Consider the following 25,278-nt stretch of genomic DNA (forward strand, 5'->3'; position numbering starts at 1 on the left):
AGTTTGAAAATTCCCAACATTCGGGTTAGGAGGCCTTCCGTGAATATTGTGAAGAATGAACTTTTATACGAAGGAAAAGCAAAAAAGATCTACAAAACCGATGACGAAAACACGCTGTATGTTGTATATAAAGACTCCGCCACTGCCTTTAACGGCGAGAAAAAAGCAGAAATCAGCGGAAAAGGGCGTTTAAATAACGAGATTTCAAGCTTCATTTTCAAACACCTTCATACTAAGGGCATTAACAATCACTTTATCGAGCGCATTTCGGCAACAGAGCAGCTTATAAAAAAAGTGACGATTGTGCCGCTTGAAGTCGTCGTCAGAAATGTTGTGGCAGGAAGCATGTCCAAACGTCTCGGCATTCCAGAAGGCACGGAGCTTGAACAGCCGATTATCGAGTTTTACTACAAGGATGACGCGCTGGGTGATCCGCTCATCACAGAAGATCATATTTGGCTCTTGAAAGCGGCGACTCCTGAGCAGGTAGAAACGATTAAATCCATTACAAAAACAGTAAATGAAGAGCTTCAGGGCATTTTTGACGATTGTCATGTCAGATTAATAGATTTCAAGCTTGAATTCGGTTTAGATGCAGACGGGCAAGTGCTATTGGCGGATGAAATTTCTCCTGACACATGCCGCTTGTGGGATAAAGACACGAACGAAAAGCTGGACAAAGATTTATTCAGACGCAATCTGGGAAGCTTAACCGACGCATACGAAGAGATTTTCAAAAGACTGGGAGGCATTCATCATGTATAAAGTAAAAGTTTATGTCAGCTTAAAAGAAAGTGTACTAGATCCACAAGGGAGCGCTGTCCAGCATGCCTTGCACAGTATGACTTATAACGAAGTTCAAGATGTGCGCATCGGGAAATACATGGAGCTTACCATTGAAAAATCAGACCGAGATCTTGACGTGCTGGTGAAAGAAATGTGCGAAAAACTTCTTGCGAATACAGTGATTGAAGATTACAGATATGAAGTTGAGGAGGTAGTCGCACAGTGAAATTTGCGGTGATTGTGTTACCCGGCTCCAACTGTGATATCGATATGTATCATGCTGTAAAGGATGAACTCGGCCATGAAGTGGAATACGTCTGGCATGAGGAAACAAGCCTTGACGGCTTCGACGGTGTGTTAATTCCGGGAGGATTTTCTTACGGCGATTACTTAAGATGCGGCGCTATCGCCCGATTTGCGAATATTATGCCAGCTGTCAAACAGGCGGCGGCTGAAGGAAAACCTGTTCTTGGCGTCTGCAACGGATTCCAGATTTTACAGGAGCTCGGCCTTCTGCCAGGCGCAATGAGACGCAACAAAGATTTGAAGTTCATTTGCCGTCCGGTTGAATTGATTGTGCAGAACGACGAAACCTTATTCACATCTTCCTACGAAAAGGGCCAATCAATTACAATCCCGGTTGCCCACGGTGAAGGAAATTTCTACTGTGATGACGAAACGCTTGCTTCTTTGAAAGAAAACAATCAAATTGCTTTCACATACGGCTCCAATATTAACGGAAGTGTCAGCGACATTGCCGGTGTCGTGAATGAGAAAGGCAACGTACTAGGCATGATGCCTCACCCTGAGCGCGCGGTCGATGAACTGCTTGGAAGCGCCGACGGTCTTAAATTGTTTCAGTCTATCGTGAAAAATTGGAGGGAAACTCATGTCACTACTGCTTGAACCAAGTAAAGAACAAATAAAAGAAGAGAAACTGTATCAGCAAATGGGTGTCAGTGATGATGAGTTTGCATTGATTGAATCCATTCTTGGAAGATTGCCGAACTACACAGAAATCGGAATTTTTTCTGTCATGTGGTCAGAGCATTGCAGCTACAAAAACTCAAAGCCGATTCTGCGTAAATTCCCGACAAGCGGCGAGCGCGTGCTGCAAGGTCCGGGGGAAGGCGCCGGAATCGTAGATATCGGTGATAACCAAGCGGTTGTGTTCAAAATTGAATCACATAACCACCCATCAGCTCTCGAACCTTACCAAGGCGCTGCGACTGGCGTAGGCGGCATTATCCGTGACGTATTCTCAATGGGTGCCCGTCCAATCGCTGTTTTGAACTCTCTTCGATTTGGTGAACTGACTTCACCGCGCGTGAAGTACTTGTTTGAAGAAGTAGTAGCGGGTATCGCCGGATACGGCAACTGTATCGGCATCCCGACAGTCGGCGGAGAAGTGCAGTTTGACAGCAGCTATGAAGGAAATCCGCTCGTCAACGCAATGTGCGTCGGTTTAATCAACCATGAAGACATCAAAAAAGGCCAGGCGAAGGGTGTCGGCAACACAGTAATGTACGTAGGAGCGAAAACAGGGCGTGACGGAATTCACGGCGCTACGTTTGCTTCTGAAGAAATGTCTGATTCGTCTGAAGAAAAACGCTCTGCTGTTCAAGTCGGCGATCCGTTTATGGAGAAGCTTTTGCTTGAAGCATGCCTGGAAGTCATTCAATGCGATGCGTTAGTCGGCATTCAGGATATGGGAGCTGCCGGTTTAACAAGCTCAAGTGCGGAAATGGCAAGTAAAGCCGGCTCTGGTATTGAAATGAACCTTGACCTGATTCCTCAGCGTGAAACAGGCATGACTGCATATGAAATGATGCTTTCTGAATCACAGGAACGGATGCTTTTGGTCATCGAGCGCGGACGTGAGCAGGAAATCATCGATATTTTTGACAAGTACGATCTTGAAGCGGTTTCTGTAGGACGTGTAACAGATGATAAAATGCTTCGCCTGACACACAAAGAAGAGGTTGTATGCGAACTGCCTGTTGATGCCTTGGCAGAAGAAGCACCGGTTTACCATAAGCCTTCTCAAGAGCCTGCATACTACCGCGAGTTTTTAGAAACGGAAGTTCCGGCTCCTCAAATTGATGATGCGAATGAAACATTGAAGGCGCTCCTCCAGCAGCCGACAATCGCAAGCAAAGAGTGGGTTTACGATCAATATGACTACATGGTGCGGACGAATACAGTTGTCGCTCCCGGGTCCGATGCGGGTGTTCTCAGAATCCGCGGAACGAAAAAGGCGCTGGCGATGACGACAGACTGTAACGCGCGTTATCTCTATCTTGATCCTGAAGTCGGCGGGAAAATCGCTGTCGCTGAAGCGGCGCGCAATATCATTTGCTCAGGTGCAGAACCGCTTGCAGTCACAGATAACCTTAACTTCGGGAACCCGGAGAAACCGGAAATCTTCTGGCAAATCGAAAAAGCGGCTGACGGCATCAGCGAGGCGTGCAATGTTCTCAGCACACCGGTTATCGGCGGAAACGTATCGCTTTATAACGAATCAAACGGCACGGCGATCTACCCGACACCTGTTATCGGTATGGTCGGCTTGATTGAAGATACAGCACACATTACAACACAGCATTTCAAACAAGCGGGAGATCTCGTTTACGTGATCGGCGAAACAAAACCTGAGTTTGCCGGAAGCGAGCTGCAAAAAATGACAGAAGGCAGCATTTACGGAAAAGCGCCGCAAATCGATCTTGATGTAGAGCTGACACGTCAAAGAGCATTGCTTGACGCGATTAAAAAAGGCTTCGTTCAATCTGCGCATGATGTGTCTGAAGGCGGCTTAGGCGTAGCGATTGCAGAAAGTGTCATGACGACGGAAAACCTTGGCGCTAACGTAACTGTTGCAGGGGAAGCAGCGTTATTATTCTCTGAATCTCAATCCCGCTTCGTCGTTTCAGTGAAAAAAGAACACCAAGCAGCGTTTGAAGCAGCTGTGAACGATGCGGTTCATATCGGTGAAGTAACGGCTGACGGACTTCTGGCGATTCAAAACCAAGACGGACAACAATTGATTCATGCGCAAACGAAAGAGCTTGAGCGCGCATGGAAAGGAGCTATCCCATGCTTGCTGAAATCAAAGGCTTAAATGAAGAGTGCGGCGTATTTGGGATTTGGGGACATGAAGAAGCGCCGCAAATCACGTATTACGGCCTCCACAGCCTCCAGCACAGAGGACAGGAGGGCGCGGGAATTGTCGCAACTGACGGTGAAAAACTGACGGCGCACAAAGGTCAAGGGCTGATCACTGAAGTATTTCAAAATGGCGAGCTCAGCAAAGTGAAGGGAAAAGGCGCTATCGGGCACGTTCGTTACGCAACGGCTGGAGGCGGCGGATACGAAAATGTTCAGCCGCTCCTCTTCCGTTCCCAAAACAACGGCAGCCTGGCGCTTGCTCATAACGGAAACCTTGTCAATGCCACTCAGCTGAAGCAGCAGCTTGAAAATCAAGGGAGCATCTTCCAGACCTCTTCGGACACAGAGGTTTTGGCTCACCTGATCAAAAGAAGCGGCCACTTCACACTGAAAGATCAAATTAAAAACTCGCTTTCCATGCTGAAAGGCGCCTACGCGTTCCTGATTATGACTGAAACAGAAATGATCGTCGCGCTTGACCCGAACGGGCTTAGACCGCTGTCTATCGGCATGATGGGCGACGCTTATGTGGTCGCATCAGAAACGTGCGCATTCGATGTTGTCGGCGCAACATATCTTCGTGAGGTAGAGCCTGGCGAAATGCTGATCATCAATGATGAAGGCATGAAATCAGAGCGTTTTTCCATGAATATCAACCGTTCCATTTGCAGCATGGAGTACATTTATTTCTCCAGACCTGACAGCAACATTGACGGTATTAACGTGCACAGTGCCCGTAAAAACCTTGGGAAAATGCTGGCTCAGGAATCCGCAGTTGAAGCTGATGTTGTAACAGGGGTTCCGGATTCCAGTATTTCTGCGGCGATCGGCTATGCAGAAGCAACAGGCATCCCGTATGAGCTTGGCTTAATCAAAAACCGCTATGTCGGGAGAACGTTTATTCAGCCGTCCCAGGCTCTGCGCGAGCAAGGCGTGAGAATGAAGCTATCTGCGGTGCGCGGGGTTGTGGAAGGCAAACGCGTCGTCATGGTAGATGACTCTATCGTGCGCGGAACAACAAGCCGCCGGATTGTCACGATGCTAAGAGAAGCGGGTGCGACAGAGGTGCATGTCAAAATCAGTTCACCGCCGATTGCTCATCCGTGCTTTTACGGCATTGACACGTCCACACATGAAGAACTGATCGCGTCATCCCATTCAGTTGAAGAAATCCGTCAGGAAATCGGGGCCGACACCCTCTCATTTTTGAGTGTGGATGGGCTCTTGAAAGGCATCGGCAGAAAATACGATGACTCAAATTGCGGACAGTGTCTCGCTTGCTTTACAGGAAAATATCCGACTGAAATTTACCAGGATACAGTGCTTCCTCATGTGAAAGAAGCGGTATTAACCAAATAAAAACTTGAAAATGACATAAAGGCAGCGCAGTACGGCTGCCTTTCTCTTTCTGCCCTCGTTCGGGGAGATATTTTGAATAGCGCCTTAAAGGAGTGAATAGGATGTCTGAAGCATATAAAAACGCAGGAGTTGACATCGAAGCCGGGTATGAAGCTGTAAAACGAATGAAAAAACATGTGGAGCGCACAAAACGGCTTGGCGTTATGGGCAGCCTTGGCGGTTTTGGCGGCATGTTTGACCTGTCTGAGCTTTCTTATCAAAAACCTGTTTTAATTTCGGGAACGGACGGTGTCGGCACAAAATTAAAGCTCGCTTTTTCCATGGATAAGCATGACACGATTGGCGTGGACGCTGTTGCAATGTGCGTCAATGATGTGCTGGCACAAGGTGCAGAACCGCTGTTTTTCCTCGATTATTTAGCGGTCGGCAAAGCGGACCCTGTGAAAATAGAGCAGATCGTACAAGGTGTGGCGGACGGCTGTGAGCAGTCAGGTTCAGCCTTAGTCGGCGGCGAGACAGCTGAAATGCCGGGACTATATACAGCTGATGAATACGATATTGCCGGTTTCTCAGTCGGAGTGGCGGAAAAGGACGAAATCGTGACTGGCGAAAACATCGAGGAGGGCCATCTTTTGATCGGCCTCAGCTCCAGTGGCCTTCACAGCAACGGGTTTTCCCTTGTGAGAAAAGTGCTTTTGGACGATGCTGAGCTGGATCTTGATAAAACATACGAGCCGTTTGAGCGTCCCCTTGGCGAGGAGCTGCTTGAGCCGACAAGAATTTACGTGAAACCTGTACTCGCCGCGGTGAAAAGCGGAAAAATCGACGGCATGGCTCACGTTACAGGCGGAGGATTCATCGAAAATATCCCGCGCATGCTTCCAGAAGGCTTAAGTGCGGAAATCGATCACGGCTCATGGCCGATCCCGCCGATTTTCTCTTTCCTGCAAGAGTACGGCAAGCTGAAGGAAGAAGACATGTTCAACGTCTTTAATATGGGGATCGGTTTTGTTTTGGCAGTCAAAGAAGAGCATCTGACAGATGTGATCGGCACACTTGAAAGCCATGGCGAAAAAGCCTATTTGATCGGGCGTGTGAAACAAGGCGAAGGCGTCACATTCGGCGGTGCGGCACTTTCATGAAAAAGTTTGCGGTATTTGCATCCGGAAATGGTTCAAACTTCGAAGCGATCGTCACGAGGATGAAAGAGGAGAACTGGGATGCGTCCGTATCGCTTCTCGTTTGCGACAAGCCGCAGGCGAAAGTCATCGAACGGGCGGAAACGTTCCATATTCCATCCTTTGCATTTGAGCCGAAGTCTTATGAAAACAAGGCCGCATTTGAGCGGGCCATTATTGAACAGCTTGACCTGCACGAGGTTGAATTGATTGTTCTTGCCGGCTATATGAGGCTGATCGGCGACACGCTGCTTCAGGCATACGGAGGAAAAATCATCAACATTCACCCGTCGCTTCTTCCCGCGTTTCCGGGGATTGACGCAGTCGGACAGGCGTATCGCGCGGGTGTGAAGGTTGCCGGGATCACCGTGCATTATGTCGATGAAGGAATGGATACAGGCCCGATCATCGCTCAAAAGGCAATCGAAATTGACAAGAGCGATACATTGGAAACAATTGAACAGCGAATTCACAAGCTTGAGCATAAATGGTATCCGAGTGTGATTAAACAGCTATTAGGATTAAATAACAGAGGTGAAAAGGCATGACCATTAAACGTGCATTAATCAGTGTTTCAGATAAAACAAATCTCGTTCCTTTCGTAAAAGAACTGACAGGGCTTGGCGTTGAAGTGATTTCAACAGGCGGAACGAAAAAGCTTCTTCAAGAAAACGGTGTGAATGTGATCGGAATTTCTGAAGTGACAGGCTTTCCTGAAATTATGGACGGACGGCTCAAAACACTTCATCCGAATATTCACGGCGGTCTTCTGGCGGTTCGCGGCAATGAAGAGCATATGGCGCAGATCAATGAACACGGGATTCAGCCGATTGACCTCGTAGTCGTCAACCTTTATCCATTTAAAGAAACGATTTCTAAAGAAGATGTCACATATGAAGAAGCGATTGAAAACATTGACATCGGCGGACCGGGCATGCTGCGTGCGGCATCCAAAAACCATCAGGATGTGACGGTTATCGTCGATCCGGCGGATTACAGCCCAGTGCTGAATCAAATCAAAGAAGAAGGCGGCGTATCACTTCAGAAAAAACGCGAGCTGGCGGCAAAAGTATTCCGTCATACTGCGGCATATGATGCACTGATCGCTGACTATCTGACAGACGTTGTCGGTGAAAAAGAACCAGAGCAATTCACTGTGACATTTGAGAAAAAACAATCACTTCGCTACGGAGAAAACCCGCATCAGGAAGCGACATTCTATCAAACAGCTCTACCTGTCAAAGGCTCCATTGCGCAAGCAGAACAGCTCCACGGAAAAGAGCTTTCTTACAACAACATTAAAGACGCGGATGCGGCAGTTCAAATCGTTCGTGAATTCAATGAGCCGGCTGCGGTTGCTGTGAAGCATATGAATCCGTGCGGCGTAGGAACTGGAAAAACGATCGCAGAAGCGTTTGACAGAGCGTTTGAAGCGGATAAAACTTCTATCTTCGGCGGCATAATCGCGCTGAACCGTGAAGTGGACAAGGCAACTGCCGAAGTGCTTCACAACATTTTCTTAGAAATCGTCATTGCGCCTTCATTCAGCCAAGAAGCGCTTGACATCCTGACTGCGAAGAAAAATCTTCGTTTGCTGACGCTTGATGTCGCTGCTGCCGTTCAAAAAGAAAAACAGCTGACATCCGTTCAAGGCGGACTGCTCATTCAAGATTTAGATATGCACGGCTTCGATGATGCCGAGATCAGCATTCCGACAAAAAGAGAGCCGAACGAGCAAGAGTGGGAAGACTTGAAGCTTGCTTGGAAAGTCGTCAAGCATGTGAAATCAAATGCGATCGTCCTCGCGAAGGACAACATGACAGTCGGCGTCGGAGCGGGTCAAATGAACCGCGTCGGATCAGCGAAAATCGCCATTGAGCAAGCAGGTGAAAAAGCGAAAGGCAGCGCGCTCGGTTCGGATGCATATTTCCCAATGCCGGATACTGTCGAAGAAGCGGCAAAAGCGGGCGTTACGGCCATCATTCAGCCAGGCGGATCGATCCGCGATGAGGATTCCATCAAAAAAGCGGATGAGTATGGCATTGCCATGGTATTCACCGGCATTAGACACTTCAAACATTAAGGGGATGAAAACGACGTGAATGTATTAATTATCGGTAAAGGCGGAAGAGAACATACGCTGGCATGGAAGGCAGCGCAAAGCAGCCTCGTCGAGAACGTATTTGCCGCTCCTGGAAATGACGGCATGGCCGCTTCCGCACAGCTTGTAAACATTGAGGAAAGCGACCACGCCGGGCTTGTCTCGTTTGCAAAAGAAAATCAGGTCGGCCTGACCATTGTCGGCCCTGAGGTTCCTTTAATTGAAGGTCTGGTGGATGAGTTTGAAAAAGCCGGTCTGCGTGTGTTCGGCCCGTCAAAAGCCGCTGCGATCATCGAAGGAAGCAAACAGTTTGCTAAGGATTTAATGAAGAAATACGACATTCCGACCGCAGAATACGATACGTTTACATCCTTTGAAGAGGCAAAGGCATATGTGCAGGAAAAAGGCGCTCCGATTGTCATAAAAGCAGATGGACTTGCAGCTGGAAAAGGTGTAACTGTTGCCATGACAGAGGAAGAAGCAATTGCATGCCTGCATGATTTTCTTGAGGATGAAAAATTCGGTGATGCAAGCGCGTCAGTTGTCATTGAAGAATTTCTATCCGGTGAAGAGTTTTCTCTAATGGCGTTTGTTAAAGGAGAAAAAGTGTACCCAATGGTAATTGCCCAAGACCACAAGCGGGCGTTTGACGGAGACAAAGGCCCGAATACGGGCGGAATGGGCGCTTACTCTCCAGTTCCGCAAATTTCGGAAGAAACCGTGCGCCATGCGGTAGAAACAATCGTCCAACCCGCCGCTAAAGCAATGGTACAAGAAGGCCGTTCCTTCACTGGCGTATTGTACGCGGGATTGATGCTCACTGAAAACGGCTCGAAGGTCATCGAATTTAATGCCCGCTTTGGCGATCCGGAAACACAGGTCGTGGTTCCGCGCATGGAATCTGATCTGGTACAGGTGCTTCTTGATCTTTTAGATGATAAGGAAGTCGACTTAAGATGGAAGGATACCGCGGCGGTAAGTGTTGTGCTTGCTTCTGAAGGGTACCCGGAAAGCTACGCAAAAGGCACGCCGATCGGCAGCCTTGCAGCGGAAACTGAGCAGGTTGTGGTGTTCCATGCCGGAACGAAAGCAGAAGGCGGAGAATTCGTCACAAACGGCGGCCGCGTCGCCAATGTGACTGCTTTTGATGAAACATTTGAAGCGGCGAGAGACCGAGTGTACAAAGCCGTTGATGAGATCATCAAGCCGGGACTCTTTTTCAGAAAAGACATTGGGGCACGCGCTTTAAAGGCTGCTCAAAAATAATATGCAAAAAACCCGCAGATTGAGCTGCGGGTTTTTTGTTATATCAAAGCGGGGTGGTGAGCGGAAGAAGAAAGCACAACCAGTGTGGTCGGTTTTCCATGGGCCATCGAGGCGTCAATAAAATCTTCAAGTGTATGTACTGATTCTGTCACCACTTTTGTCACATAGCTGTACATCCCTGTAATGCGGTGGTTTTCTGCCACATCCGAGTGCGCTGTGGCAAAAGCGGCGTAATGTTTGCAGCTTTTCGGCTCCATCAGGATAAAAGCGGTCACATGCTTGTTTAGTTTTTCGTAGCAGATATTCGCGCTGTATCCGGTAATCACTCCTTTATCTTCAAGCTTCCTGACACGTTCCGCCGCGCTTGGCGAGCTGAGTCCGACAAGCTTTCCCAGCTCAACCATTGTTAATCTGCCATTTCGCTGCAAATGCGAGAGAATCTGAAGGTCTGTATCGTCCATTTGTCTGGCTCCTTTACATATTTAGGCGAATGAATGAAAATTCCTTTGATCATAAGGTAATGCTGTTGATTTAACTTCATTGTAGCATATGGATACCATCTTATTTTTCCTATAATAAAGCCATCAATGGGAGAGGAGGCATCATGTTGCCAGAATTACAGCGTTCTATTACTTGGATACAAGGAACGGCGTTAACGATTGGGGCCGTTTTAGGCTGCGGGATATTAATTTTGCCGTCTGTCACCGCTGACGCAGCCGGCCCCGCTTCTTTATTTGTTTGGGTGTTCATGTCTTTCTTATCATTTCTTCTTGTCGGCACGCTGGCCCGGCTTGTGAAAATAGCGCCCAGCGCGGGAGGAATCACGGCTTATGTGCAGCTGGCTTTTCAGAAAAAAGCCGGGGCGGTTTTGGGCTGGATTATGTTAGGGTCCGTTCCGATCGGCGTTCCCATCATCGCTTTGACTGGCGCGCATTACGTCAGTTACGTCACAGAGGCTTCGGATTGGCAGATTACTTTGATTGCAGGCTGCATGCTGGCTGTTTCCATCTTGCTTCATATGAGAGGCATTCAACTATCCGCAAACATCAGTACACTCGTCATTTGTGTCATCGTGTTTCTGCTTGTCACTTCAGTTGCCGTGTCATTGCCTCACGTCAAAGCAGCAGAATTCAAGCCGTTTCTTCCGCATGGCTGGTCAGCCGCCGGATCTGTTTCTGTTATGATTTTTTTCTCTTTTGTAGGCTGGGAAATGATTACTCCATTGGCTGAAGAGTTTACTCATCCTGAAAAAGATGTCCCGCTCAGCTTGTTTTTAGCGGCAGCTTGTGTGGCGGGGCTGTATATCATGCTGTCATTTGTGACTGTGGGTACTCATTCATATGGAGAGAACGGAGAAATCGCATCACTTGCCATGCTCATCTCAAAAGGAGCAGGGGAAAGCGGAGTATATGTAACGGTATGTTTAGCGCTGTTTATCACATTTGCCACCATTCATGCCAATATTGCGGGATTTTCCAGAATGGTGTACGCATTGGCGAGAGAGGGGCACATTCCTGTATATTTCGGGAAACTCAGTGAGACAAAACATACGCCTATCCGTGTATTGACAGCGCTGGTCGCAGTGTTTGGCTTAGTGCTGGCATCGCATGGCCTATTTCAAATCGATTTGACGACTCTGTTAAAAGGGCCGAGTGCGGCATTCATCGCATCTTACATATGTACAATGGCTGCGGCGCTGAAACTGCTGAGCTGGAGAGATTCAGGATGGTGGATGGCGCTCGGGGCGTTTGCGGCGTGTGCAGTGATTTACTCATTCAGCGGCTGGGCGCTCCTTTATCCTGTAGTGCTGGCAGCCGCAGGGTACCTCTATATGAAGAAAAAGCTTGCTCACGTTTCGTGAGCAAGCTTTTTTGTTCATCTATTTTGATGCTCCTGTTCGTTATTTCCGAAATCGCTGTTTTGAAACATGTAGGTCACGGGACAGAAGCGCAGGATTCCCGAACCTGCTTTCATGGCCCCCATAAAGATGTAAAAGAGGTGCATTTTGCACCAAGGTTTTTTCGTAAACTTTGCGCTGGCGGCTGACATAATCGTCAGTCCGCAGGCGATTCTGAAGACGGCATTGATGAGACTGATGTTTGGCTTCATGGAAATCCGCTCCTTTTACTTAAAAAAATTTTTTAATTGAACCTTCAAAAATTTGTAACGTTTTTACCGTGCGTGTTGAGGAAGGATGTGATAACATGAGTCTAATACATGTAAAGGAGAGTATGTGAATGTCCGAACGCACCTTTAACTGGAAAAACAAAGACATCAGGGCACAGGTTGATGTTGTAGACTCAAAGCTGCTTCCAACGCTCCTTTTACGGAATGCTCTCGTCTTAAATCCATATGTAAAACAATGGCTGAAAAAAAACATTTGGATTTATCAGGACCGCATCGTTTATGTGGGTCATGAACTTCCGAACAGAGCCGAAGAAATTCATACGATAGATTGTGAAGGAAAATACATTGTGCCAGGGTATATCGAACCGCACGCACATCCTTTTCAAATATATAATCCCCAAACGCTGGCGGAATATGTGTCTCAATACGGAACAACGACATTTGTGAATGATAACTTATTTTTGCTTTTACAAAGCGGAAAAAAGAAAGCGCTTACGATATTAAACGAACTTAAAAAGCAGCCCGTTCAATATTTTTGGTGGTCACGATATGACCTCCAGACCGAGGTTCTGAACGAGGATCACGTTCTTCCGTTTGATGTCAGAAAGCAGTGGATTGAACATCCGGATGTGATTCAAGGCGGAGAAATGACCGGATGGCCTCGTTTGGTAGATGGTGATGATTTAATGCTTCACTGCATGCAAGCTACAAAGAAACAGCGGAAACGCATTGAAGGGCATTTTCCCGGCGCTTCAGATAAAACGCTTACAAAAATGAAACTGTTCGGAGCTGATTGTGATCATGAAGCGATGACAGGTGAGGAAGTGATGAGAAGGCTGGAACTGGGCTACTATGTTTCCCTTCGAAACTCCTCCATTCGCCCCGATGTAAGAAAGATCTTGCAGGAGCTGCATGAGAAGGGCTTCCGCTATTATGACCACTTCTTTTACACAACAGACGGCGCGACGCCGAATTTCTATAAAGGCGGCATGACAAATGAGCTGATCCGCATCGCGTTAGAAGAAGGTGTTCCCGCAATCGATGCCTACAATATGGCATCATTTAATATTGCGAAGTATTACCAAATGGATGATTATTTAGGAGTTGTCGGACCGGGAAGACTGGCGTCACTGAACATACTTGAAGATCCGTTAGATCCGAACCCCGTGACCGTTCTGTCTAAAGGGATTATCCTTCGTGAAGACGGATGTGATTTGAAGGCGTTTACAAAGACGGCCTGGAACAAAGGCGGTCTTGTCCCGCTTGAGCTTTCATATGATATGACGATGGATGATTTGCAGTTTTCCATGCCGATGGGCGTAAAAATGCGGAATGCGGTCATTATGGAGCCGTATATGATTGAGATCGACAATTCGATGGAACAGCTATCGTTTGACCATGATGAAAGTTATTTGACAATGCTTGATAAACATGGGAAATGGCGCGTCAATACAATGATAAAAGGCTTTGCCTCAAGCGTGCAGGGATTTGTGAGCTCCTTTACGACGACAGGCGATATTGTCGCGATTGGAAAAAATAAAGCGGATATGCTGCTCGCTTTCGCTCGTATGAAAGAGATCGGGGGAGGAATCGTTCTTGCGGAAAATGGGAATATTCTGCATGAAATTCCGCTTGCGCTCTGCGGCTGTGCTTCTTCGGAATCGTATGAAGACGTGCTTGAGAAGGAACAAAAGCTGAGAGATCTTTTGACAGAAAGAGGCTACGAATTTTGTGACCCGGTTTATACGCTGCTCTTTTTGCAAAGTACGCACCTTCCGTATATACGCATTACGCCGAGAGGAATCTTCGACGTCATGAAAAAAACTGTACTCTTTCCATCGATAATGCGTTAAAATATAAAAGAGCGGGGAGCCGACATATGAAAAAATGGATGACAGTTTGCGTGCTGTGTTTCGTGTTTTTTCTGCTTGTATCTTGCCAGCAGAAGGACGCTGTCCCGGATACCGCAAAGAAGCCGAAAGCTCCTTTGACGGGACTGGAGATTGAACAGAAGGTGACTGAACGCCGGCCTGTTGCTGTTGTGGTGAACAATCACCCTAAGGCGAGGCCGCAATCAGGACTGTCTAAAGCCGACATTGTCATAGAAGCGCTTGCCGAAGGGCAAATTACACGATTTCTGGCCATTTTCCAAAGCCAGATGCCTGAAACTGTCGGACCTGTGCGGAGCGCGCGGGAATATTTCGTCACTCTCAGCAATGGCTTTGACAGTATATTTGTCCATCACGGCTGGAGTCCCGGCGCCAAAGAGCAGCTGGAATCCGGAGCTGCCGATTATATGAACGGATTGGATTTTGACGGAAGCTTATTTTGGAGAGCTGATTTCAGCAAACCGCCCCATAATTCCTACACGTCTTATGATTACATAAAAAAGGCGGCGGAACAAAAGGGATATGAGCTGAAGCGGAAAACAGATCCGCTGCTGTTTCAAACATCAGAAGCAAAACCTGCAAATGAATCTTACAATGTTCGGGTAGATTATGGGACAAAGAACGTTACAAATCTTGTCGAATATAACTATGATAAAAAAGCTGAAGCTTATACTAGAAGCTCTGATGGTGTCATAACGACAGACCGGGAAACCGGAAAGCCGGTTGCAATGCAAAATATTTTCATTGTTGAAGCCAGCCATCATATTATTGATCAAGATGGAAGGCGGGACATCGACCTGGAATCAGGGGGTAAAGGTCTGTTGTTTCAGCACGGAAACGTCATTGAAACAGACTGGAAACAAGTAAACGGAAGAATTGTGCCGGTGAAAGACGGCAAATGGCTGCCGTTTGTGCCAGGAAAGACTTGGATTAATATCGTGCCTGATCTCGATGCGGCTTCCATTAGTAAAGGAGAAGGTGTGTAACGATGCAAATCGATAAATTACGCGGCAAAGAGCTGGACCAGTTATTCAACTCGATCTTATCGCTGAAAGACCTGGAGGAATGTTACCGGTTCTTCGATGATCTTTGCACAATTAACGAAATTCAATCGCTGGCTCAGCGCCTTGAAGTGGCGCGTATGCTTCGCGAAGGAAACACGTACCATAAGATTGAAACAGAAACAGGCGCTTCCACGGCTACGATTTCCCGTGTGAAACGCTGCTTAAATTACGGAAATGACGCTTATGAAATGGCGCTTGACCGTGTGAAGGAGACTGAAACTGAGTCTTCTTCTAAATAACAAAAAACCGCCCTGCCGTCGGCAAGGGCGGTTTTTTTATGAAACAAATTGATGAATGAGTTTGTCGATGTCAACGATGCTGCCATCCTCTTTTCGATAGACAACATGCTCTTTTGAAAAACAGGCCGGCGAATTGATCCCGGCTGCGGCTGCGAGGTTAAACAGTCCCTCGCGCAGTGAAATGACATAGTTGCACACACGATGCTGTTTTTCCTCAACGCTCAGTGCTTTTTGCAGTTTTGGATCTGTTGTCGCCACACCTGCCGGACACGTGTTGGTGTGGCACACGAGAGCGCGGATGCAGCCGACGGAAAACATCATGCCGCGTGCGATGTTGACAAAATCAGCGCCAAGGGCTAAGGCGACCGCGATTTTGTCAGGAGTCAGGAGCTTCCCGGAAGCAAAGATTTTCAGGTGTCTGCGCAAGCCGTATTGTCTAAGAAGCGTATCAACAATAGGGAGCGCTGTCATAATCGGAAGGCCGACAGTGTCAGCCAGTTCAAAAAAGGAAGCGCCGGTACCGCCTTCACTCCCGTCGATCGTGATAAAATCCGGATGCTTTCCGCTTTTCTTCATATAAGAAAAGAGCTCGTGTAATTCGTCGGGATGACCTGCGACAAGTTTGATACCGACTGGCTTTTGCCCGACATCTCTAAGTTTCTCAATAAAATCGAGCATGTCAGGAACGCTTGAAAATTCATGAAAGCGGTTTGGGCTGTCAATCGATTTCCCGGGTTCAACATTCCGTATGTCTGCCACTTCCTCTGATACCTTGGCGCCATCCACATGGCCGCCGCGGGTCTTGGCTCCTTGCGCCAGCTTTAGCTCAAACGCTTTAATTTGGTCAAGCCTGCTTTTTCTTTTAAACTCCTCCCATGAAAATTCTCCGTTTCTTTTGCGTACGCCAAAAAGCCCCGGCCCGATTTGGCAAATGATATCGGCGCCGCCCTTTAAGTGATACTCGGACAATCCCCCTTCACCGGTATTCATCCAAGTGCCGCCTGCCTGATGAAGCCCTTTTGAGAGCGCCGTAATCGCCCGTTCTCCAAGAGAACCGTAGCTCATGGCAGACTGGCCGACTAATCCCTTCACATAAAAAGGCTGCTCGCATGTATGCTCGCCGATCACCTGAACATCATCAGGGTGGAGAAAGTAGGGATCGGCCTTGATGTGCTCGGCATGTTCCTTGCGTTTGAACAGATTGTCAGCATCGGATTTATAGATTTGGGTTTCAATTTTAGGCGTTTGGTTTACACGCAATTCTTCTTTTTGTTTCGGAAACAGGGCGTTACGGATATAATAGCCCGGTTTATCAAAATCTCTTACTGATCCAAAGCCCATCATTCTGCTTTTGTATTTGCCCGAGATGACGGTTTGTTCATATTCCTTTCGGGAAAAGGGCTGCTCCTCATTGTCATTGCTGTATAAATACTGCCTGAGCTCCGGCCCGATTTTTTCAAGGATATATCGAAACCTTCCGATGACGGGATAGTTGCGGAGGATCGAATGCTCCTGCTGTTTTTCATCTTTTATGTAGATCCAGACAAACAAAACGATGGGGATGGCAATGATCCCGATGATAAATGCGATGAGTGCAATGATAATCGTTTCCATCCGTCAGCCTCCCTTTTTTTATGTAATCATTTCCACAGTTGAACGCTTTCCAAACAATAACAGTCTGATCGGAAGAAAATACAGAAATTCTTTTGAGGGACTTACAGCGCAGGCGCTCCCGCATGTCATACGAAGGCTCTTGAGCGCTCTTTTTTTATGAAAAAAGAATCAAAACACCTTTTTCAGTGAATAACGAGATTAACGGCTTTTTCCGTTTTTCCACGCTATGTGAATTTGTTATAATGTTTAAATGGTAACAAACGAATGGAGGAACGTATGACGTGTACGATGTAACGGAGTGGAAGCATGTCTTTAAACTCGATCCAAATAAAGATTTGCCTGATGAACAGCTGGAGATTCTTTGTGAATCAGGAACAGATGCGGTCATTATCGGAGGAAGCGATGGTGTGACTGAAGATAATGTCCTTCGGATGATGTCTAAGGTGAGACGGTTTTTGGTGCCGTGTGTCCTTGAGGTGTCAGCGATTGAAGCGATCGTTCCCGGCTTTGACTTATATTTTATTCCGAGTGTATTAAATAGTAAGAATGCCGACTGGATTGTCGGAATGCATCAGAAAGCCATGAAGGAATACGGTGAACTGATGTCAATGGAAGAAATCGTGGCGGAAGGCTACTGCATCGCAAATCCTGATTGCAAAGCCGCGGCATTGACTGAAGCGGATGCCGATTTGAGTATTGACGATATTGTCGCCTATGCGCGTGTATCTGAGCTGCTGCATCTCCCGATTTTTTATTTAGAATACAGCGGGGTGCTTGGCGACATAGAAGCCGTGAAGAAAACGAAGGCTGTATTGGAAACGTCCACCTTGTTTTACGGCGGCGGCATCAAGGATGCGGAAACGGCAAAGCAATATGCAGAATATGCCGATGTGATTGTTGTAGGCAATGCGGTGTATGAAGATTTTGACCGGGCTTTGAAAACAGTAGCGGCTGTGAAAGGCGAGTAGTAAATTGTACGGATTTGGTTTATGATAGAACATATGTTTTGTATAGGCGGGTGAACGAATTTTGAATTATATTAGCAATCAATTACTAAGCGGATTAAACCCCGTTCAGCAGGAAGCAGTCAAAACAACGGACGGGCCTCTCTTGCTGATGGCGGGAGCGGGAAGCGGAAAGACGCGTGTCCTGACACATAGAATCGCTTATTTAATGGCGGAAAAGCATGTGGCGCCGTGGAACATTCTGGCGATCACATTTACAAATAAAGCGGCACGCGAAATGAAAGAACGTGTGGAGAGCATTCTCGGACCGGGTGCGGACGATATCTGGATTTCCACATTCCACAGCATGTGCGTGCGGATCTTGCGCAGAGATATCGACCGGATTGGGATCAACCGCAATTTCTCCATCCTTGATACGGCTGACCAGCTTTCAGTGATCAAGGGGATTTTGAAGGAGCGCAATCTTGATCCGAAAAAGTTTGACCCAAGAAGCATCCTCGGCACGATCAGCAGCGCGAAAAACGAATTGACCGAACCGGAGGAATTCTCTAAAGTTGCCGGCGGCTACTATGATCAGGTCGTCAGCGATGTATACACTGATTATCAGAAGAAGCTTTTGAAAAACCAATCGCTTGATTTTGACGATTTAATTATGACAACGATTAAACTGTTTGACCGTGTGCCGGAAGTGCTTGAATTTTATCAGCGCAAATTCCAGTACATCCACGTCGATGAGTATCAAGATACGAACAGAGCCCAATACATGCTCGTGAAGCAGCTTGCGGAGCGTTTCCAGAACCTTTGCGTTGTCGGGGACTCCGACCAGTCGATCTACAGATGGCGCGGCGCGGATATCGCCAACATTCTTTCTTTTGAAAAAGATTATCCGAACGCAAGCGTGATTTTGCTCGAACAGAACTACCGTTCAACAAAACGGATTTTGCGCGCAGCCAATGAGGTCATTAAAAACAACTCTAACCGCAAACCGAAAAATCTGTGGACGGAAAACGATGAGGGCATCAAAATTTCCTATTACCGCGGAGATAATGAGTTCGGCGAAGGACAGTTTGTGGCCGGTAAAATTCATCAGCTTCACAGCACAGGCAAGCGGAAGCTGTCGGATATCGCCATTTTGTACCGGACAAACGCGCAGTCCCGTGTGATTGAGGAAACACTTCTCAAAGCGGGCTTGAACTATAACATTGTCGGCGGCACAAAGTTCTATGACAGAAAAGAAATTAAAGACATTCTCGCGTACCTGCGCCTCGTATCCAATCCGGATGACGATATCAGTTTTACGCGCATTGTCAATGTGCCGAAACGCGGAGTCGGCGCGACATCACTTGAAAAAATCGCTTCGTATGCGGCGATGAACGGATTGTCCTTTTTCCAAGCGATTCAGCAGGTCGATTTTATCGGCGTCAGCGCCAAGGCGGCCAACGCGCTCGACAGCTTCAGGCAGATGATTGAGAACCTGACCAATATGCAGGATTATTTATCCATTACAGAGCTGACAGAAGAAATTCTTGATAAGACGGAATACAGAGAAATGCTGAAGGCTGAGAAATCAATTGAAGCCCAAAGCCGTTTAGAAAATATCGACGAGTTTCTGTCTGTTACAAAAAACTTTGAACAGAAAAGTGAAGACAAGACACTCGTTGCGTTCTTGACAGACTTGGCGCTGATTGCAGATATCGATCAGCTCGACCAGAAGGAGGAAGAGTCAGGCGGCAAGGATGCAATCACGTTAATGACACTGCACGCCGCAAAAGGGCTTGAATTCCCGGTTGTTTTCTTGATGGGGCTTGAAGAAGGCGTCTTCCCGCACAGCCGTTCATTAATGGAGGAAGCGGAAATGGAAGAAGAACGCCGCCTTGCTTATGTTGGGATTACAAGGGCGGAGCAGGAGCTTTATCTGACCAACGCCAAAATGCGCACCTTGTTTGGCCGAACAAATATGAACCCGGAATCTCGCTTTATTGCTGAAATACCGGATGATTTATTGGAAAACCTAAATGAGAAAAAAGAAACGAAAGCGCCGTCTGCGAGAAAAATGCAGCCGAGACGCGGTCCTGTTTCACGTCCGGTATCCTACGCCAGCAAAACTGGCGGCGACACCTTAAATTGGGCAGTCGGAGATAAAGCGGGCCATAAAAAATGGGGAACAGGAACTGTCGTCAGTGTGAAAGGCGAAGGAGAAGGGACGGAGCTCGATATTGCCTTCCCGAGCCCTGTTGGCGTGAAACGCCTGTTAGCGGCATTCGCTCCTATTGAAAAGCAGTAATTGATGAGGAAAGGAAGAAGCAGATGGACAAAGAAACAGCGAAGCAGCGGGCAGACGAACTGCGCCGCACCATCAACAAGTATAGCTATGAATATTACACCTTAGATGAACCGAGCGTCCCTGATGCCGAATACGACAGATTGATGCAGGAGCTGATTGCGATCGAGGAGGAGCATCCAGACCTCAGAACGCCTGACTCTCCTACGCAGCGTGTCGGCGGTGCGGTGCTAGAAGCGTTTCAGAAAGTCACCCACGGCACGCCGATGCTCAGTCTGGGCAACGCCTTTAACGCCGATGATCTCCGTGATTTCGACCGCCGGGTGCGCCAGGCCGTCGGCGATGATGTGGCGTATAATGTGGAGCTGAAAATAGACGGTCTTGCTGTTTCTCTCCGTTATGAAGACGGCTATTTTCTCAGAGGGGCCACAAGGGGTGACGGAACGACGGGAGAGGATATTACGGAGAACCTGAAGACGATCCGCAATATTCCGCTCAAAATGAAACGTGATCTGTCAATCGAGGTGCGCGGCGAGGCGTATATGCCGAAGCGTTCGTTTGAAGCGCTCAACGAGGAACGGATTAAAAATGAAGAAGAACCGTTCGCCAATCCGCGAAATGCAGCCGCGGGATCACTCAGACAGCTCGATCCGAAAATTGCGGCGAAACGAAACCTCGATATCTTCGTCTACAGTATAGCGGAGCTTGACGAGATGGGTGTGGAGACGCAAAGCCAGGGGCTTGATTTTCTCGACGAAATCGGATTTAAAACGAACCAGGAACGGAAAAAATGCGGCAGCATTGAAGAAGTCATTGCGCTGATCGATGAGTTTCAGGCGAAGCGCGCTGACCTTCCGTATGAAATTGACGGCATCGTCATTAAGGTGGATTCCCTTGATCAGCAGGAGGAGCTCGGTTTCACGGCGAAAAGCCCGCGCTGGGCGATCGCGTATAAATTTCCTGCTGAAGAGGTCGTAACAAAGCTTCTCGATATTGAATTAAATGTCGGCAGAACGGGTGTGATTACGCCGACTGCGGTTTTGGAGCCGGTAAAAGTTGCCGGCACAACGGTCTCAAGAGCATCCCTTCACAACGAAGATTTAATTAGAGAAAAGGATATTCGGATCTTCGATAAGGTCGTTGTCAAAAAAGCGGGCGATATCATTCCGGAAGTCGTGAACGTCCTTGTAGAACAGCGCATAGGAGAAGAAAAGGAATTCAGCATGCCGACAGAATGCCCTGAATGCGGCAGTGAGCTCGTCCGTATTGAAGGAGAAGTGGCACTCCGCTGCATTAACCCTGAATGCCCGGCGCAAATCCGGGAGGGGCTGATTCATTTTGTTTCCCGCAACGCCATGAACATTGACGGGCTTGGCGAACGAGTCATCACACAGCTGTTTGAGGAGAGCCTTGTCCGCAATGTGGCCGATTTGTATAAGCTGACGAAGGAACAGGTCATCCAGCTCGAACGAATGGGCGAAAAGTCCACTGAAAACCTGATCAGCTCCATCCAAAAATCAAAAGAAAATTCGTTAGAGCGCTTGCTGTTCGGACTCGGCATCCGCTTTATCGGATCAAAGGCAGCAAAAACACTCGCCATGCATTTTGAAAGCCTGGAAAACCTGAAAAAAGCCTCAAAAGAGGAGCTTCTTGCAATCGATGAAATTGGTGAAAAAATGGCTGACGCGGTCATCACCTATTTTCATAAAGAAGAAATGCTTGAACTCCTTGATGAACTTCAGGAGCTGGGCGTAAACACACTCTACAAAGGCCCGAAAAAAGTTAAAGCAGAGGATAGCGATTCTTACTTTGCGGGTAAAACAATTGTTCTGACAGGAAAGCTGGAACAACTGTCACGAAACGATGCCAAAGCGCAAATCGAAGCGCTAGGCGGCAAGCTGACTGGCAGCGTCAGCAAAAACACAGACTTGGTCATCGCCGGAGAAGCGGCGGGAAGCAAGCTGACAAAAGCGCAAGAGCTGAACATAGAAGTATGGAATGAAGAGCAGTTAATGGGAGAGCTAAAGAAATAAGAGGAGTGTTTTCTATTGAAAAAGACGTTGGTAATGGCGGCAACGGCGGCAGTGTTAATGCTGTCTGCCTGCTCGTCAGGTTTTGGGGGGAAGAAGGAGGAAGAGATTACGCAAAAGACGGCGAAATCGTCAGAAAAAGCGATTGTCCCGAAATATAATATCTCAGACTCCTATTACAAAATGGTGCTGCCGTTTAAGGCGGGAAAAGCGCGCGGCTTAACAACGGAACAGCTGAATACAAGACTTGACATTGATGAATTTGAAACAGGGCTGATGCGTCTTGCCCAAGATTCTTTCTCGACGGACGATTATCTGTTCCAAGAAGGGCAATATTTAGATGAAGATACAGTATTAAGCTGGCTGGCACGGAAAAAAACAGGCTCTGATCTGAAAAAAGCCCAAAAAGAAGATAAAAACTTCAAAAATGAAGGCTTGAACCCAGCGCTTCCGAGCTCCGGCTCAACAGAAGAAAAGAACGAAAGCAGCCCGGTTTATTTAGCGTCCATGCTGGAGCACGATTATTTAGTCAGAAAAGACAAGAATTCTATCCAGCTTGGCGGCGTGATGGTCGGACTGGCGCTAAACTCCGTGTATTACTATCGTGAAAAAACTGGCGACCCTCAAAAGGAAGTGGAGATTAAGGACAGCACGCTCCGCCAACAGGGAGAAAAAATCGCACAGGAGGTCATTAACCGCCTCCGTAAAAAAGATAACCTGAAGAATGTGCCGATCACAGTCGCGCTTTATAAGCAGGCGTCAAAAACATCGATTGTGCCGGGGAACTTCATCGCCAAAACAGAGGTCAAAGCAGGCTCCACTGAGATCTCAAATTGGGATGACATCAATGAAAAATATGTATTCTATCCGGCGGATACAACGACAGCAGAGAAATACCCTGATGACACCGAGGTCTTTAAGCGGTTCAAAAACTCAATTGAAGAGTATTTCCCGAACTACACAGGCGTTGTCGGTACAGCGCTGTATGAAAATGATGAAATGAAGAAAATGAAAATTGACATCCCAATGCAATTTTACGGAAAAAGTGAAGTCGTCGCGTTTACCCAGTTCTTAACGGGTGAAGTGATGGATTACTACTCGAAGGGCTCAGTTGATGTCGAAGTCAACATCACGTCCTCTGACGGACAGGAAGCGGTTATTATCCGCAATGCCGGAGATAAAGAGCCGACTGTTCATATTTATGACTGATAGAAAACCCTTGTGCCAATATGGCACAAGGGTTTTTATGTTACAATTAACAGGAAAAGGGAAACTGATTTCCGCTTCTGCCGAAACACAAATCAAGGGGAGGTATGTTGATGCTGGAACTCGTGTGAAAACAATCAATATCAAATCTATCGCAAGGAAAGGAAGTTAGACGTGCATAAAGATATCAAAAAAATATTTCATGAAGATCAGGTTTTGGCAGAGGCTGTGGAGAAATACGGTTTCCCGAAAAGTCAGGTGCGTTTTCTGGCTGATGCGGAAAACTATGTATATGAATGCATGAAAGACAATCAATCTTATATTTTAAAGATCACCCATACCATTCGGAGATCTACTAATTACATGATGGGAGAGATGGAATGGATCCGTCACCTTGCAAAAGGCGGGCTTTCGGTTGCCAAACCCCTCCCGTCGCTGAGCGGAAAAGACGTTGAAGAAGTGCCGGACGGAAACGGCGGGGCATTTTTATTGAGAGTGTATGAGAAAGCGCCGGGGCGGAAAGTGGATGAACCGGACTGGAATGAAACGCTATTTTATGAGCTTGGCAGATACACAGGCAGCATGCACAGCCTGACAAAAAGCTACAAACTGAGCAATCCCGATTTTAAAAGACAGGAATGGGATGAAGAGGAGCAATTAAAGCTGAGAAAGTATGTGCCTGAAGATCAGACAAAGGTGTTTCAGCAAGCCGATTCGCTGATGAATGAACTGCGGCGGCTGCCGAAAAGCCGGGACAGCTACGGTTTGGTGCATGCGGATCTGCATCATGGCAATTTTCATTGGGATCATGGCAAAATCACAGCATTCGATTTTGACGATATCGGCTACAATTGGTTTATTAACGATATCAGCATTCTTCTCTACAATATACTGTGGTACCCAGTTGTGCCATATGAAGATAAAGCTGCGTTTACAGAGGAATTTATGACGCATTTTATGAAAGGGTACTGGGAGGAAAATGATCTTGATCCTGCGTGGCTGACAAGGATACCTGATTTCCTCCGCCTTCGCCATATGCTGATTTACGGATTGTTGCATCAGATGTTTGACCTTAACGCAATAGGAGAAGATGAAAAAGAAATGCTGGCCGGTTTCAGAAGAGATATAGAGAATGGCACACCGATCACAGCATTTGATTTTTCTGTACTGGCATAGATAGAAAAAGCCAATGGGATTCATGTCCCATTGGCTTTTATAATGTATCACACTTTACGCCGACCACGCCTTCAATGTCTTTTATGTCATAGTAGACATCGGTCGTGTACCTGTTTTTATGGACGCGGACCTTCACTTCCATGATCGGAAATTCCTTTTCACCGAGGTCGTCGATCCGGACGGAGTGTGTTTTGATATCTCTTCTTTTCATTTCTTTTAAAATCTCTGTCATTTTGTCTTTATCAGAAAGCGACATTCTGATACGGATGTCTTTTTCCTGCAGGCGGTCGGGACCGATTTTTCTGACGACCCATGGCAGAAATTCCACGCTGATCAAGATGAACAGAAGACTGACAAATGCTTCTTTATAAAACCCGGCTCCCGTTGCCAGCCCGAGCCCTGCTGCCCCCCAGATCATAGCCGATGTCGTCAGGCCGGAAATGACATCGTTGCTTTTCCGCAGGATGACACCGGCCCCGATAAATCCGACGCCGGAGATGATTTGTGCCGGCAGACGCAGCGGATCCATCATGATGCGGTAGTATTTAGGGAAATGATATGCCGCATTAATACTGACGATCGTCAGCATGCATGAGCTGACGGCGATAACGATACAGGTTTTTAATCCGAGCGGCTTATTTTTTAATTCGCGCTCAAGCCCGATGACCATGCCAATCAACGTGGCAATGCCCAGTTTTAATAAAATATCAGGATCAATATACCAGCTCAACAGCAAATTCCCCCTTCTCTAAGGTGTTTTTAAATAAATATGATTTTCTCACAGTATTTATAGCAAAACAAGAGCACAAAAGCCACCAAGCGGTGCTTGATG

Annotated in this window: 22 protein-coding genes; 18 read left to right on the plus strand and 4 right to left on the minus strand. The window is 47.2% G+C overall.

Going from position 1 to position 25,278, the window contains the following annotated elements:
* The first annotated feature begins 39 nt into the window (after positions 1-39).
* The 9 genes from purC to purD all read left to right on the plus strand — a co-directional run bounded on the left by purC (position 40) and on the right by purD (position 9,855).
* Positions 40-765 carry a phosphoribosylaminoimidazolesuccinocarboxamide synthase gene (gene purC / locus EFK13_RS03765; protein WP_129506490.1) on the plus strand — a complete coding sequence of 242 codons (726 nt, stop codon included), beginning with the start codon at positions 40-42 and terminating at the stop codon, positions 763-765.
* Positions 758-1,012: a phosphoribosylformylglycinamidine synthase subunit PurS gene (gene purS, locus EFK13_RS03770; RefSeq protein ID WP_003219409.1), complete on the plus strand. Its 255-nt coding sequence runs from the start codon at positions 758-760 to the stop codon at positions 1,010-1,012. Before purC ends, purS begins: the two co-directional genes overlap by 8 nt.
* Positions 1,009-1,692, plus strand: coding sequence for a phosphoribosylformylglycinamidine synthase subunit PurQ (gene purQ, locus EFK13_RS03775; protein WP_014112917.1), 684 nt, complete (start codon positions 1,009-1,011; stop codon positions 1,690-1,692). The genes purS and purQ overlap by 4 nt, the downstream gene beginning before the upstream one ends.
* Entirely contained in the window at positions 1,676-3,904 is a 2,229-nt protein-coding gene (gene purL, locus EFK13_RS03780) for a phosphoribosylformylglycinamidine synthase subunit PurL (protein ID WP_129506489.1), read from the plus strand. Before purQ ends, purL begins: the two co-directional genes overlap by 17 nt.
* Positions 3,880-5,310, plus strand: a complete 1,431-nt coding sequence (gene purF, locus EFK13_RS03785; protein WP_064812649.1) for an amidophosphoribosyltransferase — start codon at positions 3,880-3,882, stop codon at positions 5,308-5,310. The genes purL and purF overlap by 25 nt, the downstream gene beginning before the upstream one ends.
* 101 nt (positions 5,311-5,411) lie before the next feature.
* Positions 5,412-6,452: a phosphoribosylformylglycinamidine cyclo-ligase gene (purM, locus tag EFK13_RS03790; RefSeq protein ID WP_129506488.1), complete on the plus strand. Its 1,041-nt coding sequence runs from the start codon at positions 5,412-5,414 to the stop codon at positions 6,450-6,452.
* Positions 6,449-7,036, plus strand: a complete 588-nt coding sequence (purN, locus tag EFK13_RS03795; RefSeq protein WP_129506487.1) for a phosphoribosylglycinamide formyltransferase — start codon at positions 6,449-6,451, stop codon at positions 7,034-7,036. Before purM ends, purN begins: the two co-directional genes overlap by 4 nt.
* Positions 7,033-8,571 (plus strand): bifunctional phosphoribosylaminoimidazolecarboxamide formyltransferase/IMP cyclohydrolase, encoded by a 1,539-nt coding sequence (purH, locus tag EFK13_RS03800; RefSeq protein ID WP_129506486.1) that lies wholly within the window; start codon positions 7,033-7,035, stop codon positions 8,569-8,571. The genes purN and purH overlap by 4 nt, the downstream gene beginning before the upstream one ends.
* 15 nt (positions 8,572-8,586) lie before the next feature.
* Entirely contained in the window at positions 8,587-9,855 is a 1,269-nt protein-coding gene (gene purD / locus EFK13_RS03805; RefSeq protein ID WP_129506485.1) for a phosphoribosylamine--glycine ligase, read from the plus strand.
* A 38-nt stretch (positions 9,856-9,893) separates the two neighbouring features.
* On the opposite strand, the gene EFK13_RS03810 is transcribed toward purD, so the two are convergent.
* The gene (locus tag EFK13_RS03810) at positions 9,894-10,316 is read right to left on the minus strand and encodes an Lrp/AsnC family transcriptional regulator (RefSeq protein ID WP_129506484.1); all 423 of its coding nucleotides are present in this window, start codon (positions 10,314-10,316) and stop codon (positions 9,894-9,896) included.
* Between the two features lie 143 nt (positions 10,317-10,459).
* Here EFK13_RS03810 and EFK13_RS03815 point away from each other — a divergent pair, with 143 nt between their 5' ends.
* Positions 10,460-11,716, plus strand: a complete 1,257-nt coding sequence (locus EFK13_RS03815; RefSeq protein ID WP_129506483.1) for an APC family permease — start codon at positions 10,460-10,462, stop codon at positions 11,714-11,716.
* Positions 11,717-11,730: 14 nt separating this feature from the next.
* Here the strand turns inward: EFK13_RS03815 and EFK13_RS03820 are convergent, their stop codons facing one another.
* Positions 11,731-11,964, minus strand: coding sequence for a YgaP family membrane protein (locus EFK13_RS03820; protein ID WP_129506482.1), 234 nt, complete (start codon positions 11,962-11,964; stop codon positions 11,731-11,733).
* A 128-nt stretch (positions 11,965-12,092) separates the two neighbouring features.
* On the opposite strand from EFK13_RS03820, the gene EFK13_RS03825 reads away from it, so the two are divergent.
* From EFK13_RS03825 to EFK13_RS03835, 3 genes are read left to right on the plus strand one after another with little or no spacing between them, the layout of a single operon-like run.
* Positions 12,093-13,835 (plus strand): adenine deaminase, encoded by a 1,743-nt coding sequence (locus tag EFK13_RS03825; RefSeq protein ID WP_075749439.1) that lies wholly within the window; start codon positions 12,093-12,095, stop codon positions 13,833-13,835.
* A gap of 26 nt (positions 13,836-13,861) precedes the next feature.
* The gene (locus EFK13_RS03830) at positions 13,862-14,857 is read left to right on the plus strand and encodes a DUF3048 domain-containing protein (RefSeq protein ID WP_129506481.1); all 996 of its coding nucleotides are present in this window, start codon (positions 13,862-13,864) and stop codon (positions 14,855-14,857) included.
* Between the two features lie 2 nt (positions 14,858-14,859).
* The gene (locus EFK13_RS03835; RefSeq protein ID WP_003219429.1) at positions 14,860-15,174 is read left to right on the plus strand and encodes a YerC/YecD family TrpR-related protein; all 315 of its coding nucleotides are present in this window, start codon (positions 14,860-14,862) and stop codon (positions 15,172-15,174) included.
* Between the two features lie 36 nt (positions 15,175-15,210).
* Here the strand turns inward: EFK13_RS03835 and EFK13_RS03840 are convergent, their stop codons facing one another.
* Positions 15,211-16,788 carry an FMN-binding glutamate synthase family protein gene (locus tag EFK13_RS03840; protein WP_129506480.1) on the minus strand — a complete coding sequence of 526 codons (1,578 nt, stop codon included), beginning with the start codon at positions 16,786-16,788 and terminating at the stop codon, positions 15,211-15,213.
* A gap of 281 nt (positions 16,789-17,069) precedes the next feature.
* Here EFK13_RS03840 and pcrB point away from each other — a divergent pair, with 281 nt between their 5' ends.
* The 5 genes from pcrB to EFK13_RS03865 all read left to right on the plus strand — a co-directional run bounded on the left by pcrB (position 17,070) and on the right by EFK13_RS03865 (position 24,446).
* Positions 17,070-17,756: a heptaprenylglyceryl phosphate synthase gene (pcrB, locus tag EFK13_RS03845; protein ID WP_129506479.1), complete on the plus strand. Its 687-nt coding sequence runs from the start codon at positions 17,070-17,072 to the stop codon at positions 17,754-17,756.
* A gap of 61 nt (positions 17,757-17,817) precedes the next feature.
* Positions 17,818-20,037 carry a DNA helicase PcrA gene (gene pcrA / locus EFK13_RS03850; RefSeq protein WP_124044069.1) on the plus strand — a complete coding sequence of 740 codons (2,220 nt, stop codon included), beginning with the start codon at positions 17,818-17,820 and terminating at the stop codon, positions 20,035-20,037.
* Between the two features lie 23 nt (positions 20,038-20,060).
* Positions 20,061-22,067 carry an NAD-dependent DNA ligase LigA gene (gene ligA, locus EFK13_RS03855; protein ID WP_129506478.1) on the plus strand — a complete coding sequence of 669 codons (2,007 nt, stop codon included), beginning with the start codon at positions 20,061-20,063 and terminating at the stop codon, positions 22,065-22,067.
* Between the two features lie 15 nt (positions 22,068-22,082).
* A complete protein-coding gene (locus tag EFK13_RS03860) occupies positions 22,083-23,273 on the plus strand; it encodes a CamS family sex pheromone protein (protein WP_129506477.1) in 1,191 nt (396 codons plus the stop codon).
* Between the two features lie 144 nt (positions 23,274-23,417).
* Positions 23,418-24,446 (plus strand): phosphotransferase enzyme family protein, encoded by a 1,029-nt coding sequence (locus EFK13_RS03865; protein ID WP_193554147.1) that lies wholly within the window; start codon positions 23,418-23,420, stop codon positions 24,444-24,446.
* A 37-nt stretch (positions 24,447-24,483) separates the two neighbouring features.
* Here EFK13_RS03865 and EFK13_RS03870 read toward each other — a convergent pair whose 3' ends face one another.
* Positions 24,484-25,182 carry an MgtC/SapB family protein gene (locus tag EFK13_RS03870; RefSeq protein ID WP_080010246.1) on the minus strand — a complete coding sequence of 233 codons (699 nt, stop codon included), beginning with the start codon at positions 25,180-25,182 and terminating at the stop codon, positions 24,484-24,486.
* Positions 25,183-25,278 lie beyond the last annotated feature (96 nt).

This window comes from Bacillus cabrialesii, from assembly GCF_004124315.2.
Taxonomy (GTDB): domain Bacteria; phylum Bacillota; class Bacilli; order Bacillales; family Bacillaceae; genus Bacillus; species Bacillus cabrialesii.

Bases quoted from the DNA above. Each gene is read 5' to 3' on its own strand.
- EFK13_RS03830 (WP_129506481.1), top strand. From the start codon at position 13,862: ATGAAAAAATGGATGACAGTTTGCGTGCTGTGTTTCGTGTTTTTTCTG.
- purN (WP_129506487.1), top strand. From the start codon at position 6,449: ATGAAAAAGTTTGCGGTATTTGCATCCGGAAATGGTTCAAACTTCGAA.
- purH (WP_129506486.1), top strand. From the start codon at position 7,033: ATGACCATTAAACGTGCATTAATCAGTGTTTCAGATAAAACAAATCTC.
- purS (WP_003219409.1), top strand. From the start codon at position 758: ATGTATAAAGTAAAAGTTTATGTCAGCTTAAAAGAAAGTGTACTAGAT.
- EFK13_RS03840 (WP_129506480.1), bottom strand. From the start codon at position 16,788: ATGGAAACGATTATCATTGCACTCATCGCATTTATCATCGGGATCATT.
- EFK13_RS03835 (WP_003219429.1), top strand. From the start codon at position 14,860: ATGCAAATCGATAAATTACGCGGCAAAGAGCTGGACCAGTTATTCAAC.
- EFK13_RS03820 (WP_129506482.1), bottom strand. From the start codon at position 11,964: ATGAAGCCAAACATCAGTCTCATCAATGCCGTCTTCAGAATCGCCTGC.
- purF (WP_064812649.1), top strand. From the start codon at position 3,880: ATGCTTGCTGAAATCAAAGGCTTAAATGAAGAGTGCGGCGTATTTGGG.
- EFK13_RS03825 (WP_075749439.1), top strand. From the start codon at position 12,093: ATGTCCGAACGCACCTTTAACTGGAAAAACAAAGACATCAGGGCACAG.
- ligA (WP_129506478.1), top strand. From the start codon at position 20,061: ATGGACAAAGAAACAGCGAAGCAGCGGGCAGACGAACTGCGCCGCACC.
- purM (WP_129506488.1), top strand. From the start codon at position 5,412: ATGTCTGAAGCATATAAAAACGCAGGAGTTGACATCGAAGCCGGGTAT.
- EFK13_RS03815 (WP_129506483.1), top strand. From the start codon at position 10,460: ATGTTGCCAGAATTACAGCGTTCTATTACTTGGATACAAGGAACGGCG.
- EFK13_RS03810 (WP_129506484.1), bottom strand. From the start codon at position 10,316: ATGGACGATACAGACCTTCAGATTCTCTCGCATTTGCAGCGAAATGGC.
- purL (WP_129506489.1), top strand. From the start codon at position 1,676: ATGTCACTACTGCTTGAACCAAGTAAAGAACAAATAAAAGAAGAGAAA.